We start from the raw sequence: 19503 nt of genomic DNA, 5'->3' as shown, positions 1-19503 counted from the left end.
GTCGGGCCTCCAGGGATCTTCAGTGCGCGGTCAGGTCGAAGCCGATGTACTCGGCGGCGTCCTCGGGGTTGGCGAACATGATCGTCCGGTCGTCGAGGTGAACCATCCGCCCGTAGTGGGTGGACATGTTCTCCTCGAACTCGGCCTGGTCGAAGTACCCGGGCTCCTGGCCGAGCGCCTCGGAGATGTCGTCGTAGACGAAGTCCATCCGGCCGACCGCGTCGACCCGGATCATCGACGGCAGGTGGGTCACCGTGACGTTGTCCAGGCCGGCCATCACGTTGGCGACGACCGCGCCGACCTGGTTGTTCATCAGCGTGACACCGGCCTTGTTGGACGCCGAGCTGTCCGCCTTGAACGGACTCTCGGTGGTCGTCTTGAGCGTGGTCACTGTGCCAACTCCTTCGGTTCCTCGAGGCCCAGCGAGGCGACGATGCCGCTGAACCGGCTCTTGACCCGGTCGAGGCCGTCCTCGAACCGCGGTGGTTTGGCGTCCGGCTGCGACCACAGCGGCTGCAGGGTCCGGGCGGCGGACAGGGCCCGGGCGGTCCAGGTGCTCATCCAGCCCGACAGGATCGCCACGTTGTGGTCGGCGAACTCCCGGTCCCCGGTGAGCAGCTCGAACATCGCCGTGGTGTAGCGCAGATCGCGCTCGGCGAACTCGAACTCCGCCGCGCCGATCACGGTCGGGGTGACGAAGTCGCCGTTGCGCGGCGCGGCCTGCTGGACCAGCTGGCTGCGGAACAGTTCGCCGACCAACGGCTCGAACACGATGTTCGCCGCGAAGATCGCCTCGCACCAGTCGTCGATCCCGGTCAGCTGCTCGGCCAGCTCGTGCACACCCTGCCAGGCCGGGTCGGACTTCCAGGTCTCCAGGTGCGCGCTGCCGTCGAACGCCTCGATCTCCTCCGACAGCGTGAGGTTGTACAGCGCGAGGTCCTGGGCGGCCCGGATCCGGTGCATGCTGTTCACCGAGATCGCGTTGTTGTGCATGTTGGTGGGCGCCCGCCGGTTCGCGTTCGCGTACAGGTAAAGGCCGAGCCCGTGGTCGACGTGCATCCAGGCGCCGACGTGCTGCTCGACGAAGCGGACCCAGTTCGGGTTCCACTGCTCGAACGCCTTGGCCTGCCGGGCCGAGTCGATGTTCTGGTTGACCTGGCGGACCATGTTGGAGTTGTTCCGGTAGAAGGTGAGCTCCCACTCCTCGTTCGGGTCGCGGAACTCGTGCCAGCCGGTGGCCGGCCACTCCTTCACGAACAGCCCGCCGGAGCCCGGCCCGCGCTTGGGCGACGGTTCGTCGGAGCCCCACGCCTTCAGGGCCGTCCAGTCCAGTGGGTAGCCGCCACGGCCGTCGGCGAAGCCGTACAGCCAGCCCTGGCTCAGATAGTGCCGCGGGTCGGGCTGGACGTCGACCGTGACGTCCTCGTAGTGGCTCTGCTTGCGCTTCTGCGGCTTGTAGTAGTTGTAGTGCCGCAAGGTCGAGTCCGGGAACTCCCGGGCGCCGGCCTCGGCGTCGGTGAAGACCGGCTTCGGCACACTGCGTTCGATCCTCGCCTCACTCGCTTCTGTGGTGGTCATCGGCTCTCTGCCTCCAGCACCTTCGAGTCACCGGCGTCGCCGGTCGTGGTGAACTTGTCGTAGTAGATGTGTTTCGTCACGACGCCCAGTCGCTCGAGCATCGGGATCGCCGCTTCGACCATCGGTGGCGGGCCGCAGACGTACGCGTCGGCCCCCTTGAGATCCGGTTCGTGCTTGCGGACCACGTCGGTGATCAGCCCGTTCTCGCCGTCCCACTCGTCCTCGGACAACGCCGGCATGTAACGGAAACCGGGCAGGGTCCGCTCCAGCTCGCGCAGTTCGTCGACGAAGCAGAGGTCCTGGCGGGTCCGGGCGCCGTAGTAGAAGGTGACCTGGCGCTCGATGCCACGCTCCGACATCGTCCGCAGCAGCGACAGGATCGGGGCCATCCCGGCGCCGCCGCCGACGAACACGATCCGCGCGCCCGGGTTGTCGCGCAGGGTGAAGACCCCGAACGGCCCGGTCAGCTCCAGCTGGTCGCCGACCCGCAACCGCTGGTCGAGGAACTCGGAGAACAGCCCACCGGGGTAGACCCGGATGACGAACTCCAGCTGCCCGCTCTCCCGGCTGGACGTGTTGGCCATCGAGAACGACCGGCTGGCGTCCGTTCCGGGCACCTTCAGGTCGACGTACTGGCCGGGGAAGAACTTCAGTTCGCCGTCTTCCCCGGTCAGCCGCAGCACCAGGTGGCGCAGGTCGTGGGTGACCGCGTCGATCGCCACCACCTCGGCGGTCCGCTCCTGGATCGGCAGTCCGGAGCGGATCATCTCCTCGTCGTAGTTGAGCAGCTCGATCGTCAGGTCCTCGTAGGCGTGCGCCCGGCAGAGCAACGTGTAACCCTCGTTGAGCTCGTAGTCCGGGAGCGCGAAGGTCGAGTACCGATCGTGCTCGATGTCCTCACCGTCGAGAACGAAGGACTTGCAGGAGGCGCACTGCCCCTCCTTGCAGCCGTGCATGAGCATCACGCCCTGCTCGGCCGCGGCGCGGAGGATCGTCTGATCCTCCGCCACCTCGATCTCGATGCCGACCGGTTCGAACCGTACGACGTGTTTGCCGGCCATGGCTCAGGCGTCAGCCGGGGCGGGCCGTCCGCCCGGACCACCCTTCACGTAGCGGGCCGCGAACGCGGTGCGCTCGGCGTCGGACATCTCGTTCAGCAGCACGTTCGGGCTCGCCAGCGGCGGGCACTTGCGCAGATGGTCGAGGGTCCACATCTTGTCCGGGTTCAGGTCCAGGTGCGGCTGGGCGACCATCGTCTTGCCGTCGTCGCGGACGAAGCCCATGTCGGAGACCACGTCGGCCCAGTTCCAGCCGTGGTACAGGGTCTCCCACTCGCGGTGGCCGATCAGCTTGCCCATGTTCGGCGTCTGCCGGCCCTGGTACGTCGGCCGGAACGCGGTCTCGTCGGTCCACTTGCACATCTCGTGGCAGTACGTCCGCCACTGGCCGTCGACCTTGCCCATCACCATGTCCTCACGGACCAGGCAGGGGACCATGCAGGTCCAGCAGCGGTGCGGGTACTCGTAGTCGACGTCCTCGAACACGATCGGCTTGTGCCCGTTGGGGGTGGACAGCCGGTTGTAGTTCTCCCACCAGGCGCCGTACTTGTCGTACCAGCCCGGGTACTTGTACTCGAACCACTCGAAGTCCTTGTCCGTCATCGGGTCGATCCGCCAGTAGTTGGCGAGCCAGCCGGTGGCGAAGAACTGGGCGACCTCGTGCACGTAGCCCTTGTTCCAGATCTGGTTCCAGGACTCCTCGATCAGGTCGTGCGGGATCTCCAGACCGTACTTCTCCAGCGGCACCAGGTAGCTGCGGTAGTAGTCGTCGTAGATCCAGCGACGCCACATCTCCGCGTAGCTCTCCCGGTCCTTGCGGCGGTCCTTCGTGCCGTACTCGATGAAGGTGCCGATCGCGGCGTCGACCACCCGGTGGTTGTTCCACCACGCGTAGCGCAGGTCGCGGGCCAGCAGCTGGTGGTTGCTCTCGTCGGCCAGCGCCATCAGCAGCGTCGCGTAGCCGTTGCTGATGTGGCGGGACTCGTCGGACTGGACCGAGTGGAACACCGTCGGCAGCAGGTAGTCGCCGTTCGCGGCGGCTTCGGCCGGCATCGCGACGAACAGCGTGTTGGTGAAGGCGGTCTCGGCCACGATGGTCAGGTAGATGCTGGCCGCGGTGATCGCGTCACCGGTGATGAAGCCTTCCGCGAACTGCCGGCCGATGGTGCCGCAGTAGTCGCTCTGGAAGTTGCGCAGGCTGGAGTTGAAGCCCGCCGGGTCGATGTAGTTGTTCATGTACAGGCGCTTGAGGTTCTGCTGGATCGTCGAGTGCCGGACCTCGTCGATCATCTGGATCGCCTGACCGTTGTGCAGTTCCGGGTTCGGGACCGTCCGGAACAGCAACGGCATCGCCCGGGCGGCCGAGATCTCCGGCAGCGGGATGATGCTCAGGAACAGTTTCTGCCACTCCAGCCAGCGTTCCTGCACCTGGCGGAACATGTTGCCTCGGATGGCACCGTCGGAGGCGCCGTAGACCCGGTGGTCCTTCTCCTCCTGCATCGGGAAGTACGACCGCAGGACCTGCTTGAGCGGGTCCTTCTTCTGCGCCTTCTGGAACGTGTAGTCGGTCCCGTACTGGGAGACGGGCTCGTGGTAGGCGGGCTCCCAGGACAGTTCCTGGATCTTCTGGTGGGCCTTCGCCACACTTTGGCGACTCATGGCACTCCTCTATGGCTCGCTGTGGCCTCTGGCCGGGCCCCGCTCAACCGGGGCCGTGCGACGTGGGGCAGACCCACGTCCTGCTTGCCTTTGCAGTACATCGCACACGGTCCGCGACGGGAGGTCTCAAATTGAGACGCCGCTTGTCAGCGGTCGCCGAAGACGGCTTCGCGCAGTTTCGCGAGCTCGTCGGCCGCGTCCTGCAGGCTGCGGGAATCGCCTGGTACCGCGGGCCGGATGCCCAGCGTGGCGAGCAACGCGGCGGCGGCCGCTCCCGGATCGCCGGCCGAACCGAGTACCGGATGCAGCCCGGCCTCGGCGAGCTGATGGAAGACCGCATTCACGATCGTCCAGGGGTTGTAGGTCTCGTCTGTGTCCATCGGCTACCCCTTCCGCTCCTTACATCAGACCTCTCCCGCGCGCGTCCGGCTGTCTCAAATTGAGACAGCCGGATCGTTCGCCGCGACTACCCTGAAAGCAACGATGGACCCGCGACAGGAGGCCCCGTCGTGGAAGAACTCGAAACCGTGTCAGGAGACAGCGGCCGGACCGCCCATGCCCGGTTGAGCTTCCTGACCTACGACGCCTTCCCGGTCGGCGACGTGCGCCGTCCGGTGCTCGCTTCCTGGGTGCGTTCGCGCCGCCGCAACCTGCCTGCCGACCGGATCGACCTGCCGTATGTCGCGGACCCGGATCTGGACCAGCCGCTGACCCGCAGCGCGGATCCGGTGATCATACGGCTGCACGAGCATCTCGACGGCCAGCCGATCAGCGTCATCCTCACCGAGCGGGACGGCCTGGTACTGCGGCGGCTGACCGCGGACACCCAGCTGAGCAGGCATCTGGACCGCGTCAACCTCGCGCCGGGCTTCAGCTACTCCGAGCAGTTCGCCGGGACGAACGGCATCGGTACCGCCCTCGAGCGCGGTGGCCCGATGCATGTGTTCGGGCACGAGCACTACGCCGAGGATCTCGAGGACCTGGCCTGCGCCGGCGTACCGATCAAGCATCCGATCAGTGGCAAGACCATCGGTGCAATCGATCTCACCTGCTGGCGCAAGGACGCCGGCTCGCTGCTGATCGCGTTGGCCAAGACGACGGCGGACCAGATCCGCGCGGCCTTGCTGCGGGACTGCTCGGCCCGCCAGCAGGAGCTCGTCGAGGAGTACCTGCAGGCCGGGCGCCGCAATGCGGACATGGTGCTCGCCTTCGACGGCGATCTCCTGGTGATGAACACGAATGCCCGGCGGAACCTCGACAACAGCGATCAGGCGGCGATCCTCGCGCACGGCTCGGAGATGCTGACCGAGGGACGTTCCGCCATTGCGGTCGAGCTGCCGAGCGGTAGCCGCGTCCGGATCACCTGCCGGCCAGTGCCCGAAGGCGTCCGGACCAACGCGGCGGTACTTCAGGTCAGCCCGCGAACGCCCGGCCTCGGCGTCATGGTGATCAGCACGAACCGGCCGCCACCACGCCCGGAGCTGCCCGGCATGGTCGGCCGGAGCGGTCCCTGGCTCGCCTGTTGCCGGGATGTCGACAACGCCTATCGCGTCGGCCAGTGGATCGTGCTCAGCGGCGAGGCCGGCACCGGCAAGGTCGCGCTCGCCCGAGCGGCCCACCTGCAGAACAATCCGGCCGGCGCGCTCGACGTGCTGGACGCGGGCGTACCGGTCGCCGATTTTGCGGCCGACGTCGAGGCTGAGCTGGCCGACGATACCGTTCAGGCGTTGATGATCCGGCACACCGAGAAGCTCGCGCCGGCCCAGCTGGACGAGTTGATCGGCGCCTTCTACAGCGCTCGGGAGCGGCGGCGGTCGGACCCGCCGTGGGTCGCGTTGACACTCACGACCGCGGGGACCACCGAACCGGATCTCGGCGAGTTGCTACCGCTGTTCGCGTTGACCGTCACGGTTCCGCCGCTGCGGCATCACGCCGACGACATTCGGGAACTGGTCCCGTACTTCCTCAGCCAGCTGAGTCGCGGTGATCTGCGCTGCTCGCCAGAGGCGTTGCACCAGCTCCAGCGGTCCGCCTGGCCGGGTAACACCGCAGAACTCCATCGAGTGCTGAAGCAGATCGTCCAGCACCGCCGGCGCACCGGCGTCGTCGTACTCGGCGACCTGCCGGCCGACCTGCAGGCGATCAGCCGGCGCAACCTCAGCCAGCTCGAGGCGCTCGAGCGCGATGCCATCATCCGCAGCCTGCTCGACAACAACGGCAACCGGCGCGAGGCCGCGCGAGCCCTGGGGATGTCGCGGGCCACCATCTACCGGAAGATCCACGACTACGGGATCCGCTAGTAGTGGTCTAGTTCTTAGGCCGCTGCGGGTTGGTGGTCGAGGAGCGACCAGCGAGGGTCGTCGTCCGTCCAGCGGTTGACCAGCGCGTCGACGGCGAGCCGGTGAACGCTTGGGTCGAGCACTCCGGCGTCGGTCGCTGCCTCCAGTACGTCGAGGTACGTGGCGACCGAACCGATCGGCAGGTTCCTCGCCGTCGCGGTCACCGACGTGGCGACATCGCGCATGTCGACCAGGGCGAAGGCGCCGACCAGGATGGCGCCCTCGTCGCGGAGTTCGTCGGCGAAGGCCTCGAGCGACGTACCGGACGAGATCGCGTCATCGACGAGTACTACCCGTCGGCCGGCGACGCCCGCACCACGGACGCGCGGCTCGTGATCCTCGTGGCCGACATACCCGGGCTTGCGGACGAACGCGAACGGGAGGTCGCCGGACAGCGCGATCGCCGTCGCCAGCGGGATCCCACCGGTCTCGGCGCCGACGACAACCTCGGCCCCGAGGCGCTGGGCGAAGTCCGCTCCCGGCGCCGCGAGCTCGCGCAGCAGTCGCGGGTCGGCATAAGCGTTCTCGACCGACAACGGATGCAGCGGCAGCCGAGTCTTCATGTCCCAGTGCGAGACGCCCGGCCGTACGAGCCCCGGTACGACCGCGAGCTTCGCCGTGAGATCTAGCCGCGGCACGACCGTCAGCCGAGCCACATCACCCGGCACGGCGACCTTCACCCGATGCGCATTCGCCAAGCTCCGCGGAGCCGCAATCTCTGTCGTGTTCATACGACGACGATCGCTCCGGCCCGGGTGCGATCGCACCCGGGCAACACACTGGTACGGACACTGGCGACCGGTTTGCTCGCGGCCGCCAGTGCTTTGGTGCGGTCAGTCGCAGGTGTCGCAGATCCCGTTGGCCGGGGTCTGCATGTTGCACTTCGGGCACTTCTTGATCGGGCGCTCGGCGATCGCGGCCTTGCGGGCCCGCGCGCGGGCGGCGCCGAGCTTGGACGGGATCATCGGGGTGCCACCGCCGGCCGGGAGGCCTACTGCCTCGAAGTGGCGGTAGATGGCCAGCCGCTCGTGGGAGGCGTGGACGTCGGGGTCCGGGGGAGTGGTACCGGTAGCTGCGCCGACGATGGCGGCGTAGCCGTCGAAGACGCTCTCGTCGGGGTTGACGCACAGCGACGACAGCATCGGCTCGCCACGGCGCAGGCTCTCGGCGGACACCTCGGCGAGCACCCCGCCGATCCACTGGCGGGTCGGTTGCTTGGTCCGGATACCGGTCAGGTCCTGGACACCGGCGGCGATGTCCTTGTGCTGGACCAGTGCCTGGTACTTCTTGGCGGCGGTGAGCAGCATCTCCCGGGCTGCGCCCGCCCACTCGGTCCGGGCGGTGGCCATGCCGACATCGGAGACTTCGCGCCAGGCGCGTTCCTCTACGTCCGGCAGTTCGTGGTCTGTTGCGGCGACATCGAAAGTGGACACCATCGAAACCTTAACCGGCCGCCGCGGATCGGCGAAAACGTGGCCTCGAGCCGGATCTAGAGAGTCGAATTCTTGCAAAGATTGATCGAGATATTGCGGTGATGTGTCGGCGGCGTTACGGTCTCGCCAACACTCCGCCCCGTGTCGAGAGCGAGCTGCCCATGTTCCGGTCAATCGAATCCTGGAGTCGGAAGGCTCGCGTCGGCGTACTCGCCGCCTGCGGTGCCCTGATCGCCGGCGGCCTCGCCGTCACGGCAACCGCGCCGGCCTGGGCCGCGGCGACGGGTGGTGTCGGTGCGACCTTGCCGTACGTCGAAGTACAGGCCGAGAACTCGTCCACCAACGGCACCCTGATCGGCCCGAGCGCCGCCTACAACACGCTCGCCGCAGAAGCGTCCTACCGCAAGGCGGTGACGTTGCAGGGCACCGGCAAGTTCGTCGAGTTCACGACGCCGACGGCAACGAACTCGATCGTCTTCCGCTACAGCATCCCGGACGCCGGCGGCGGCTCGGTCTACACGCCGCAACTGTCGCTCTACGTCAACGGCACCAAGCAGCCGAACTTCACCCTGACCAACGCGTACAGCTGGTACTACGGTGGCTACCCGTTCACCAACACACCGGGGAGCAACCCACACCACTTCTACGACGAGGTGCACCGGCTGTTCCCGACCACCTATCCGGCCGGTACGAAGTTCAAGCTGCAGGTCGACGCGGAGGACACCGCTTCGTCGTACACGATCGACTTCGCCGACTTCGAGAACGTCGCCGGCGCCCTGTCCCAGCCGGCCGGCTCGGTCTCGGTGACCAGTACGGGCGCTGACCCGACCGGCGCCGCGGACTCCACGAACGCCTTCAACTCGGCGATGTCGCAGGCCGGTTCCGGTGGCACCGTGTGGATCCCGGCCGGGACGTTCAAGATCCCCGGACACCTGATCCTGAACAACATCACCTTCAAGGGTGCGGGCATGTGGCACTCGACCGTCGTCGGTGCGGCGCCTGGTTTCTACGGCAACTACGCGCCCAACGCCAGCAGCGGCGTACACCTGTCGGACTTCGCCATCTTCGGCGATGTGCAGGAACGCAACGACGGTGCTCAGGTCAACGGTATCGGCGGTGCGCTGAACAACTCGACCGTCGACCGGGTCTGGATCGAGCACGAGAAGGTCGGCGCCTGGATGGACGGCCCGTTCACCAACCTGGTGATGAGCGGGCTGCGGATCCGCAACGTGACGGCCGACGGTGTGAACTTCCACAACGGCGTCACCAACTCCAAGGTCACCAACAGCGATCTGCGCAACCTCGGCGACGACGGCCTGGCCACCTGGGCCGAACAGAACGCCGACGCGAACGACTCGTTCGACCACAACACCGTGCAGTACCCGATCCTGGCCAACGGCATCGCCATCTACGGCGGCCACGACAACTTCGTCACCGACAACCGGGTGATCGACGCAGGCCTCACCCAAGGTGGCGCGATCCACGTCGCGCAGCGGTTCGGATCGACGACCCTGGGCCGCACGGACGTACTGCGCAACACGATCATCCGGTCCGGGGGACTGGACCCGAACTGGAACTTCGGGGTCGGGGCACTGTGGTTCGACGCCCGCGACGGCGCGATGACCGGGCTGACCAACGTCGACAACATCCTGATCCAGCAGAGCCCGTTCGAGGCGATCCAGTTCGTCTCGGGCTCGAACATCACCAACGTGAAGATCAACAACGCGACGATCCAGAACACCGGTACCTGGGTGGTACAGGAACAGGTCGGCGGCTCGGCGACGATCACCAACAGCACGGCCACCGGCACGCAGGCGCCCGGCCCGATCTACAACTGCGGCGTCGGCTTCACGCTCACCGACGGCGGCGGCAACTCGGGGATCTTCGGCGCCAACCAATGCCAGAACATCACCACGCCCGCCTTCCCGCCGTACCTGCCGGACAACGGCTCGCAGATCTCGATCAGCCCGACCGCGCTCAGCTTCGGCTCGGTGGCGACCGGCGCGTCGAGTGCACCGCAAGCCGTCACTGTCACCAACAGCGGCAGCGCGGCGGCACCGGTCAGCTCGATCGCGACCACCGGTGACTTCAGTCAGACCAACAACTGCGGCAGCAGTATCGCGGCCGGCGGCACGTGCACGGTGAACGTGACCTTCAGTCCGGCAGCGGCCGGAGGCAGGAGCGGCAACCTGACCGTCAACGCGGCTGGCGTCACCAGCACCGTCTCGCTGTCGGGTACGGGCGTCGCACCGGGCCCGATCCTCAACCCGAACCCGAGCAGCCTGTCCTTCCCGGACACCCTGGTCGGAAGCTCTTCGTCGACCCAGGCGATCACGGTGACCAACTCCGGTACGGCGTCAGCCAGCGTGTCGGCCGTCTCGGCCACCGGCGACTTCAGCCAGACCAACAACTGCGGCACTGTTGCGGTCGGAGCATCCTGCACGGTCACCGTCACCTTCCGGCCGACCGCCTGGGGAGCACGGTCCGGCGGCGTGTCCTTGACCAGCAACGCGAACAACAGCCCGACGACGATCTCCCTGACCGGAAGCGGCGTCGGAACCGACACCAACCTGGCCCTCAACAAACCGGTCACGGCGAGCAGCCAGGTCAACGGCACCCAGGCGGCCACCACGGCAACCGACGGCAACGCCAACACCTATTGGGAAAGCAACAACAACGCCTTTCCGCAGTGGTTGCAGGTGGACCTCGGCGCGGTACGCAGCATCGGCAAGGTGACCCTGAAGCTGCCGCCGAGCACGGCCTGGGGCACCCGCACCCAGACGCTGTCCGTGCAGGCGAGCAGCGACGGCTCCAGCTTCAGTACGCCGGTCGCCTCCGCGACGTACACATTCACCTCGCCGGCCAACGTCGTCAACATCACCGTCCCGACAACCAACGCCCGGTACGTCCGGGTCAATATCACCGGCAACAGCGGCTGGCCTGCCGGGCAGGTGTCGGAGTTCGAGGTGTACCCGAGCGGTGGTACCCCGATCAACACCCCCGTACTGAGCACGAACCCGTCATCGCTCACCTTCGCGTCGCAGGCACTCAACACGACCAGCGCCGCGCAGGCGGTCACGGTGACCAACACCGGCAGCCTGGCTGCGTCGGTCTCGAGCGTCACGGTGTCGGGCGGCTACTCGCAGACCAACAACTGCGGCAGCATCGCGGTCAACGCCTCCTGCACGGTCAACGTCAGCTTCCGGCCGACTGCGTCCGGGACTCGGTCGGGGACGCTGACGGTCAACAGCAATGCGACCAACAGCCCCACCACGGTCGCGTTGTCCGGTACCGGCGCTGGTGCTCCCAACACCAACCTTGCCGCGGGCAAGCCCACCAGCGAGTCCAGCCACAACGACGTCTACCAGTCGAGCAACGTGACCGACGGCAACCAGGCGACGTACTGGGAGAGCGCGAACAACGCCTTCCCGCAATGGGTACAGGTCGACCTCGGCTCCGCGCAGAGCGCCGGCCGGATCGTCCTGCAACTCCCGGCTGGCTGGGGAGCCCGCACCCAGACGCTGTCCGTCCTCGGCAGCACCGACGGCTCCAACTTCAGCACCATCGTCGGATCCGCCGGCTACAACTTTGCCCCCGGCAACAACAACACCGTCACCATCACCTTCAACCCGACGACCCAGCGCTACTTCCGCCTGAACATCACCGCCAACACCGGCTGGATCGCCGGCCAGATCTCCGACTTCCAGATCTGGAACTCCTAAGCCAGGAAAGGCCGGTACGACTGATCAGTCGTACCGGCCACGGGGTCAGGCTGAGGCGAGCCCGGCCACGATGGAGTCGATGTTGCTGATCAACGACAAGTGACCTTCGCCCGGCACCAGTTGGGTGGTCGCGCCGTCGATGTGCTCGCCGAGCCAGCGACCGTGGTCGCGCGGCACCATCCGATCCAGGTCGCCTTGCCAGATGGAGACCGGAACCCGGATGCTCGCCAGATCGACGCCCCAGTCGGCGAGAAACGCGAGATCGTCGTCGCGCCAGCCCTCGTACCCGCGGGAGACGGCGCCACGAAAGGCGGCGGCCACGTAGCCGGCGAGGCCGCCGCGCAGGGCAGCTTGATCGACTGCGGGGACCAGGTCGCCGAAGGCGGCGATGACTTCGTCGGGCTGGACGTCTTTCAGCTGGGCCCTCGCCTCGGTAAGGAATCCGTCCAGCGCGTCCTCGCTGGTCGCCGCCGCTCCGAACTCGGCGACGTTCTCGTCGCCCATGCCGGCCAGCCAGTCGAGACCTTCCGCGTCGTACGGTGCGACGCCGGCGATGATCGCCGCGGCCCGGCACCTGTCCGGCAGCAGGGCAGCGCAGGCCAGTGCGTGGGGACCGCCGCCCGACCATCCGATGGTGACGAAGTCGTCCGCTCCGACGGCGTCGAGGAGCGCGCTGACGTCGTCCGCGACATCAGCGACTCGGCGACCCGGCTGAGGGGTGCTGCCGTCATAGCCCGGTCGACTATGAGTGACGAATCGCAGACCGTGGCGAGCAGCGGCCTCGATCACCGGCTCCAAGGCCATCGCCACCCCAGGCGTGCCGTGGTGCATCACCAAGGGCCGGGCACCGGCGGGTCCTTCGACCAGGTACTCGACAACCCGTCCGTCAGCAAGTTCGAGCCGCTCCATGACTGCATCCTAGACATGCGCGACCACAGCGAAAGAGGTCCGGGCCGACCTGGCCCGGACCTCTCTCAGCGCGCTAGTCGACGGTGATCTTGTCGACCTCGATGGTGAGGCCCTTGACGAGTGGCGTGGAGGTTCCGGTGGTCACGGTTCCGGTTCCCTTCTGCACACCCTTGATGTTCATCGAGTACGTCATCGAGCCACCGGGCGCGCCCGGCGTACTGGTGACGCGGTAGTCCACGACCGGCGGGCCGGTGATCTGGCTGCCGGCGTTTCCTTCGGCGTTCTCGGCGCCGACCGTCAGGCCGTACGCCGGACCCGGGTCGCCCGGCAGGTTGCCGGGGTCGTAGGTGAACGAGATGTCCTCGGCGCCGTTGGTGCCGATCCACTGCTGGAACACCTTCAGCTGGTTGGTCCCGAAGAGGAACTCCCGCCACTCGATGACCAGCCAGTTGTTCACCCCGTCGGTCAGGTTGCCGGCGTAGATGCCCGGTGCTCCGTCACCGTTGAGGTCGGTCCAGAACGGCGCGAGCACGTTGTTCGGCCGAGCCGGGTCGGGCAGCGTCTGCGGGAGGAACTGGACGTCGTCGCCGGAGGTCGTGCCGCCCGCGACCGAGTAGCCGTCCGAGGTCACGCCGATCCGGGTGTAGCTCTGCCCGGCGAACTGGAACGCGCCGACGTTGAAGTTCAGCGCCTGCTCGTCCCCGATCGGGATCGGCGTGATGCCGAAGAGATCGAGTGGCAGGTACCCCGCCGGAGACACACCTGGTGCGATCACCGGCTGGTCAGGCTGACGCCCGGCCAGGGTCGCGGTCTTGGTCGCGATCTGGGTACCGACCTTGGTCGCGCCCGTGACGCTGTTCAGCCGCAGCTGCGAACTCAAGGTGCTGAGTGCGGTGACGTCCGTCGTCTGCAGGCTGTTGTTCTGCACGGTCACAGAGCAGGTCGACGCCCCGGTGTTCCGCGGGATGCTCGACGGCGTGCAGGTCTGGTCGATCGGCACGATGCCTTCCTGGCGGAAGAACGCGACCGGTAGGTGCAAGGCCCGGCTGCCGCCGCCGACCTGCTTGAGGTTGACCTGACCGAAGTACTGGCCGTCGGGCAGGTCGGGTGCGGTGATGGCGATGGTCAGCTTCTGTGTCTTGCCGGGCTTCACCGAGAACCCGCCCGGCAGCACGGTGATGTTCGCGCCGCTGACCGTGGTACCGCCGGCAGTGAAGTTGAGCGTCTGGTTGGTGACGTTCTTGACCGTCCGCTCGGCGGTGATCAGGCCCGGCATGGTCGGCGCGTTCACCGACGGCAGGTTGAGGTCGATCCGGTTCAGCGGGTCGGCGGCCGAGGCCGCGTAGTTCGCCGCCGTCTCGTCCATCGTCAGACCGGGGTCGCCGGCCTTGGTGAGGTCGATCCGGCCGCCGCCGTAGTCGAACGGGTCGGCCTGGGTGACGCGGTCCGGCTTCTTGACCGTCGTCTTGCCAGTCGTCTCCAGCGCGGACTTGACCTGGCCCGGCGTCCACGACGGGTGCAGGGCGAAGACCAGCGCGGCCGCGCCGGCCACGTGCGGTGAGGACATCGAAGTACCGGCGATCGCCTGGTAGAGGTTGCCGGGCGGTCCTTCGGCCGGGCCCTCGGGCGTCGGCGTCAAGCCGGCCAGGATGTGCAGGCCGGGTGCGGTGACGTCGGGCTTGAGGAAGTCACCACCGGGTCCGCGCGACGAGAAGTACGTCATCACGTCGCCCTGCCAGGTGGTCTTGGTGCCTTGCGTGAACTTGGCGGTCGTACCGGGATGCGCCGCGAGGAAGGCCAGCAGCGCGTCGGCGTCGGGCTTCTCCAGCTGGACAGCCGGGAGCCAGTGGTTGTCGGTGAACACGTCGAACGGATCGGAGTTGTACATCAGCATGCCGACTGCGCCGCCCTGCAGGATGTTGAAGCCCTTCATCACCCGGCCGGCCGTGAACTGGCAGGCGACGATCTTGCCCGCGAAGATGCCTGGCGGCGCCGGGTGGTTGCACGTCGCGTCGTTGTACGGCGGCGCGGACGCGAGGACGACCGGGGCCGGCGTACTGATGCCTCCGGTGATCGAGGCGCCGGAGACCGTGCCGGTGACGCCACCGCCCGTCAGCGTGACGGTCGAGCGGAAGGTACGGCTCTGGGTGGAGGCCGCGACCGTGGTGACCCACGGGCTGCGGTGGTCGGTCGTGTTCGCACCCGGGCCGGAGTTGCCGGCCGAGGCGGCGACGAACACACCGGCCGCGTACGCGTCCAGGAACGCGAGTTCGACCGGGTCGGAGTACGGGTCGCTGCCGCCGGAGATCGAGAAGTTGATCACCCGGACGCCGTCGAGAATGGCTCGCGCGACGGCCGCTGCCGAGTCGCTCGGGAAGCAACCCTCGGCGCCGCAGACCTTGTACACCGAGACGCTCGCCGCTGGGGCGATACCGAGGAGCGCGCCCCGGTCGATGCCCAGCGGGTTGGCGTGCGCAACCGCTCCGCCGGCCGACGTGGTGGCGGTGTGGGTGCCGTGACCGTTCGAGTCACGCGCGGAGTCGGGGTAGACGTCGCCGCCGATCACCGCGTTGTAGGTGTCGAGGAACGGCCGCCCGCCGATCAGCTTGTTGGTGCAGACGAACGGGTCGCTCGCCGGTGTCAGCGGGTTGTCGCCGAAGTCGCACACCCGGGGCGTGCCGTCGGTGGTCGCCGGTGCGGCCGGCAGGTTGCCGGGATCGGCGAACGACGGGTGCTCGGGCCAGGCGCCGCTGTCCAGGATGCCGACGATGATGCCCTTGCCGGAGTTGGCCGAGCCACCGAGCTGGTTGTAGATCGTCGGGGCGCCGATGAAGGCGCCGCTGGAGTCGGTGAGCAGCTGCTGCGGGTCGTCCTGCTGGACCGCTGCCACGCCGGGCAGCTTCAGCAGATCGCGGGCCTTGTTCGCCTGCACGCTCAGCGCCATGCCGCCGTAGACGGTCCGCAGTTTCTGGCCGGCCGTCGCGCTCGGGACCTTGGCCCGCATCGCGGCGAGGAAGGTGTCCTCGACGGCAGTCACGTGCTTGAGGTACTTCGTCGCGTTCGCGCTCTTGGGGTCGAGGCGCTTGCCGGTGACCGACGGGCTGGTACCGGGCAGGCCGGCGAGTCCGCCCCGGTACGCCGCCAGCGAGTCGTAGTCGAGCTTGACGACCACTCGGACCTGCTTGGCCGAGGTGCTGTTGACGAGCGCCGGGTCGCTCTTGGCGAGCTGGCCACTGGGCGACTTGGCGCCGTTGACCGTACCGGCGAGCGTCAGTGGCGTCGCGGTCCAGGTCCGGCCGCTGGGGTCGGGGGTGGCCGCCTCCGCGCTCAACGCGGGCAGTGTGGCGGCGATCAGCAGGCCGGCGGACAGGCCGGCGATGGTGGAGCGTCGGTTGCTGCGGGTCCGGGTTCTGGACCTCATGTGGGCCTCCCGTGAAGGCAGATGACGCCGTCAGCGGAGGAGCTGGCACGCAGACCTCAGGCTGACCCCCAGGAACGACGCTGACAAACCCTCAGTCCTGTGACCGATCCCCCCCGGGTACCGGCGTACCGGCAGGCAACCCCCTCTGGCGCCCGCCTGAGCCGAGGCTATGCCTCAACCTCACCCCTCGGGTAGACCTCAGGCCCTACTGGTATCACCCGAACGCTTGACTCCAGCAACTGACTGGAGGCTGGCGCGTCGTGTCAGCGCGGTGTCAGCGGGGTTGGTGATAGTGGTCCAGCACGATCCCCGCAACCACTTCCTGCCTGGAGGCAGACCGACATGTTCCATCGCATCGGACGCGCCGTCGTCCGTCATCCCATCTGGACGATCCTGGCGTGGGTGTTCGTCGCGGCAGCGGTCGTCGCCACCGCGCCGAGCCTGCCGTCCAGCAGCGACGAGAGCAGCTTCCTGCCCAAGAGCTACGAGTCGATCCAGGCCGCCGAGCTGCAGCAAAGTGCCTTCCCCAGCAGCTTCACGCCGTCCGCGATCGTCCTGTACCAGCGCGCCGACGGCGGCAAGCTCACCCCGGAGGACCTGAAGGCCGCGGCCGGGATCACCACCCAGCTCGGCGCCAAGAAGATCGACCAGGTCGAGCAGGTCGTGCCCGGCCCGCCGTCCAAGGACGGCAAGTACGTCATGGGCCTGGTCTCGATGAACGACGAGACGGCCGGCCAGCCGAAGCAGATGGACGCCGCGAAGGCGCTGCGCAACGACGCCAAGGAACTCACCAAGGGCACCCAACTGGAGGCCAAGCTCGGTGGCTCGGCGGCGCAGGGGCTGGACCAGCAGGAGTCGTCCAACCGCGCCAACGTGCTGACCTTCGTCGGTACCTTCGTGATCATCCTGCTCACGCTGCTGATCATCTTCCGCTCGCCGATCCTCGCGGTACTGCCGCTGGTCGTCCTGCTCGCGCTGGTGTCCACGACGGCCAACGCGCTGATCGCCGACGCTTCCAAGCTCTTCGGGCTGGAGGCGAACAGTTCGATCTCGGCGCTGTTGATCGTCGTCCTGCTCGGCGTCGGCACCGACTACTACCTGTTCCTGATGTTCCGCTACCGCGAGCGGCTGCGGGCCGGCGACGAGCCCAAGCAGGCGATGATCAACGCGGTCGGCCGGGTGGGCGAGGCGATCGCCTCGGCAGCCGGTGCGGTCATGATCTCCTTCCTCGCGCTGCTGCTGTCGACGCTCGGCTTCCTCAAGCAGATGGGCCCCGCGCTCGCCATCAGCGTCGCCGTGACCCTGATCGCCGCGCTGACGCTCTTCCCGGCGGTCTGCTCGCTGATCCCGCCGAAGGCGCTCTTCTGGCCGTCGAAGGCGTCGTGGCGCAAGGAGCCCACGAACGCGCGCTTCGCGGCCCTCGGCCGTGGCGTGCAGCGCCGTCCGGGTCTGTACGCCGCTGTCTCCGGCGTGATCATGGTCGCGCTGGCGCTCGGCACGCTCGGGTTCAAGGCCACCTTCGACCTGGCGGCCGGCTCGATGCCGGAGACCAAGGAGTCGATGGTCGTCCAGTCCGAGATGCAGAGCTCGTATTCGGCCGGCGCCGCGGAGCCGACCTCGGTGCTCGTCACCTCGGGTAGCGCAATCGATCAGGGTGCGCTTCCGGCGTACGAGAAGAAGCTCGGCGCGGTGCCGGGGGTCGCGGATGTCTCGCCGGCCGCGCTGAGCAAGGACGGCAAGACGGCCAACATCACCGTCACGCTGAAGTACGGATCGGCCACCGACGCGGCGCTCGACGTGATCGGCGATGTCCGCAACGTCGCGCATGCCGAGGCGCCGCCCGGCACGAAGGCGCTCGTGGGCGGGATGACCTCGATCTTCAAGGACATCAACGCGGCGGTGAACCACGACTACCGCACGGTGTTCCCGCTCGCCGCGCTGTTGATCATGGTCATCCTCGGCCTGCTGCTGCGCAGCATCGTGGCGCCCTGGTACCTGATGGCCTCGGTCGGGCTCGGCTTCGCCGCCACGCTCGGCGCCACCGTGCTGATCTTCCAGAAGGGACAGGGCCACTCGGGGCTGATGTTCATGCTGCCGGTGATCATGTACCTGTTCGTGGTTGCCATCGGCACCGACTACAACATCCTGATGATCTCCCGGCTCCGCGAGGAGGCGCGCGAGGGCCGCGAGCCGCGTGAGGCAGCCAGTATGGCGGTCCGGCACGCCGGTCCGACGGTGGCCGCGGCCGGGTTCATCCTGGCGGCGACGTTCGCCACCCTGATGCTGGCCGGCAACTCGTTGCTGACCGAGATGGGCTTCGCGGTCTCCTTCGGCATCGTCGTCGCCGCGTTCGTGATGGCCATGTTCTTCACCCCGGCCCTGACCGCCCTGATCGGTCACGCCGCCTGGTGGCCGGGCCGCCAGGACCAGAAGTCGGCGCCGTCACCGGCGCCGGGCGAGTCCGGAGTACGGGCAGAAAAGGAGCGCATTGGCAGCGGTGGGAGGGCGTTGTAGCGTCCTGTCATGTCGACTGAGCATCCGCGGTACGGGTTACTGGGTCGACACACTGAGTCGCGGTTCCTGGACCGGCTCCTGGACACTGTCCGAGCCGGCCAGAGCCAGGTCCTGGTCCTGCGTGGTGACCCCGACATCGGCAAGTCGGCCTTGCTGGGGCACACGCTGGGCAACGCGTCCGTCTGCCGGGCCGCAACGGGATGCGCTCGACACCGCGTTCGGGCTCAGCACCCAAGGACCCGCGGACCGGTTCGTCGTCGGGCTGGCCACCTTGGCGCTGCTCGCCGAGGCGGCGGAGGAGCAGCCCCTGCTGTGCATCATCGACGACGCTCAATGGCTCGACCGGGAGTCGCTCCTGACGATCGCTTTCGTCGCCAGGCGGCTGCTGGCCGAGCCGATCGGGCTGGTGGTCGCGACCCGGCAGCCCAGTGAGGTGCGGGAGCTCGCCGGGTTGCCGGAACTGGTGGTCAGCGGGCTCAGGTGCAGCGATGCCCGTGAGCTCCTCGACGCGGCCTGGCCAGGACGCCTGGACGAGAAGATCCGGGACCGGATCATCGCGGAGTCCCGGGGCAATCCGCTCGCGCTGCTCGAGCTTCCCCGGGGCCTGACACCGGCCGAGCTCGCCGGCGGTTATCAGCTCCCGGACGCGGCGCCGCTCGCCACCCAGATCGAGCAGACCTTCCTGCGTCGCCGCGTCCCAGACATTCGGGAGCAGGAGGGGTGTACCCGGACGATGCAGCGACCGGAGCAGCTCGCAACGGTGCTGTAGCTCTGTGTTCTGAAGAGTTGTCATGTCCCCTCATTTCTGCGCTCGGCCTTCACAGCTTTACTCCCGGCGGCCCGCGATGTCACGAATCGGGGCGCTGATCG

At 67.9% G+C, this 19503-nt stretch carries 13 protein-coding genes; 4 read left to right on the top strand and 9 right to left on the bottom strand.

What is annotated here, in order from left to right; translation table 11 throughout:
• Positions 1-19: 19 nt before the first annotated feature.
• The 5 genes from mimD to AB0M15_RS26650 all read right to left on the bottom strand — a co-directional run bounded on the left by mimD (position 20) and on the right by AB0M15_RS26650 (position 4675).
• Complete coding sequence (gene mimD / locus AB0M15_RS26670) at positions 20-391, bottom strand: propane 2-monooxygenase effector subunit MimD (RefSeq protein WP_363824169.1); 372 nt, start codon at positions 389-391, stop codon at positions 20-22.
• Entirely contained in the window at positions 388-1578 is a 1191-nt protein-coding gene (locus AB0M15_RS26665; protein ID WP_363824168.1) for a hypothetical protein, read from the bottom strand. The genes mimD and AB0M15_RS26665 overlap by 4 nt, the downstream gene beginning before the upstream one ends.
• A complete protein-coding gene (locus AB0M15_RS26660) occupies positions 1575-2639 on the bottom strand; it encodes a 2Fe-2S iron-sulfur cluster binding domain-containing protein (protein ID WP_363824167.1) in 1065 nt (354 codons plus the stop codon). Before AB0M15_RS26660 ends, AB0M15_RS26665 begins: the two co-directional genes overlap by 4 nt.
• Positions 2640-2642: 3 nt before the next feature.
• A complete protein-coding gene (locus AB0M15_RS26655) occupies positions 2643-4295 on the bottom strand; it encodes a hypothetical protein (RefSeq protein WP_363824166.1) in 1653 nt (550 codons plus the stop codon).
• Between the two features lie 146 nt (positions 4296-4441).
• A complete protein-coding gene (locus tag AB0M15_RS26650) occupies positions 4442-4675 on the bottom strand; it encodes a hypothetical protein (RefSeq protein WP_363824165.1) in 234 nt (77 codons plus the stop codon).
• Between the two features lie 129 nt (positions 4676-4804).
• On the opposite strand from AB0M15_RS26650, the gene AB0M15_RS26645 reads away from it, so the two are divergent.
• Positions 4805-6595 carry a GAF domain-containing protein gene (locus tag AB0M15_RS26645; RefSeq protein WP_363824164.1) on the top strand — a complete coding sequence of 597 codons (1791 nt, stop codon included), beginning with the start codon at positions 4805-4807 and terminating at the stop codon, positions 6593-6595.
• A gap of 14 nt (positions 6596-6609) precedes the next feature.
• Here the strand turns inward: AB0M15_RS26645 and AB0M15_RS26640 are convergent, their stop codons facing one another.
• Entirely contained in the window at positions 6610-7365 is a 756-nt protein-coding gene (locus AB0M15_RS26640) for a phosphoribosyltransferase family protein (RefSeq protein WP_363824163.1), read from the bottom strand.
• Positions 7366-7467: 102 nt separating this feature from the next.
• The gene (locus AB0M15_RS26635) at positions 7468-8067 is read right to left on the bottom strand and encodes a hypothetical protein (protein WP_363824162.1); all 600 of its coding nucleotides are present in this window, start codon (positions 8065-8067) and stop codon (positions 7468-7470) included.
• A gap of 161 nt (positions 8068-8228) precedes the next feature.
• Here AB0M15_RS26635 and AB0M15_RS26630 point away from each other — a divergent pair, with 161 nt between their 5' ends.
• The gene (locus AB0M15_RS26630) at positions 8229-11789 is read left to right on the top strand and encodes a choice-of-anchor D domain-containing protein (protein ID WP_363824161.1); all 3561 of its coding nucleotides are present in this window, start codon (positions 8229-8231) and stop codon (positions 11787-11789) included.
• Between the two features lie 45 nt (positions 11790-11834).
• On the opposite strand, the gene AB0M15_RS26625 is transcribed toward AB0M15_RS26630, so the two are convergent.
• Complete coding sequence (locus AB0M15_RS26625) at positions 11835-12698, bottom strand: alpha/beta fold hydrolase (RefSeq protein WP_363824160.1); 864 nt, start codon at positions 12696-12698, stop codon at positions 11835-11837.
• A 73-nt stretch (positions 12699-12771) separates the two neighbouring features.
• Positions 12772-16119: a S8 family serine peptidase gene (locus AB0M15_RS26620; RefSeq protein ID WP_363824159.1), complete on the bottom strand. Its 3348-nt coding sequence runs from the start codon at positions 16117-16119 to the stop codon at positions 12772-12774.
• 342 nt (positions 16120-16461) lie between these two features.
• On the opposite strand from AB0M15_RS26620, the gene AB0M15_RS26615 reads away from it, so the two are divergent.
• Both AB0M15_RS26615 and AB0M15_RS26610 read left to right on the top strand, forming a co-directional pair.
• Entirely contained in the window at positions 16462-18633 is a 2172-nt protein-coding gene (locus AB0M15_RS26615) for an MMPL family transporter (RefSeq protein ID WP_363824158.1), read from the top strand.
• Positions 18634-18757: 124 nt separating this feature from the next.
• On the top strand, positions 18758-19402 hold the full coding sequence (locus AB0M15_RS26610) for a hypothetical protein (RefSeq protein ID WP_363824157.1): 645 nt from the start codon (positions 18758-18760) through the stop codon (positions 19400-19402).
• Positions 19403-19503: the final 101 nt, after the last annotated feature.

Source organism: Kribbella sp. NPDC051718 (assembly GCF_040681515.1).
GTDB lineage: Bacteria > Actinomycetota > Actinomycetes > Propionibacteriales > Kribbellaceae > Kribbella.
The sequence above is the reverse complement of the archived record's forward strand: the minus strand, read 5'-3'. Positions and strand labels throughout refer to the sequence as shown.

Coding starts and splice junctions, on each gene's coding strand:
- AB0M15_RS26655 (WP_363824166.1), bottom strand. CDS start 4,295: ATGAGTCGCCAAAGTGTGGCGAAGGCCCACCAGAAGATCCAGGAACTG.
- AB0M15_RS26625 (WP_363824160.1), bottom strand. CDS start 12,698: ATGGAGCGGCTCGAACTTGCTGACGGACGGGTTGTCGAGTACCTGGTC.
- AB0M15_RS26665 (WP_363824168.1), bottom strand. CDS start 1,578: ATGACCACCACAGAAGCGAGTGAGGCGAGGATCGAACGCAGTGTGCCG.
- AB0M15_RS26630 (WP_363824161.1), top strand. CDS start 8,229: ATGTTCCGGTCAATCGAATCCTGGAGTCGGAAGGCTCGCGTCGGCGTA.
- AB0M15_RS26640 (WP_363824163.1), bottom strand. CDS start 7,365: ATGAACACGACAGAGATTGCGGCTCCGCGGAGCTTGGCGAATGCGCAT.
- AB0M15_RS26620 (WP_363824159.1), bottom strand. CDS start 16,119: ATGAGGTCCAGAACCCGGACCCGCAGCAACCGACGCTCCACCATCGCC.
- AB0M15_RS26660 (WP_363824167.1), bottom strand. CDS start 2,639: ATGGCCGGCAAACACGTCGTACGGTTCGAACCGGTCGGCATCGAGATC.
- AB0M15_RS26615 (WP_363824158.1), top strand. CDS start 16,462: ATGTTCCATCGCATCGGACGCGCCGTCGTCCGTCATCCCATCTGGACG.
- AB0M15_RS26650 (WP_363824165.1), bottom strand. CDS start 4,675: ATGGACACAGACGAGACCTACAACCCCTGGACGATCGTGAATGCGGTC.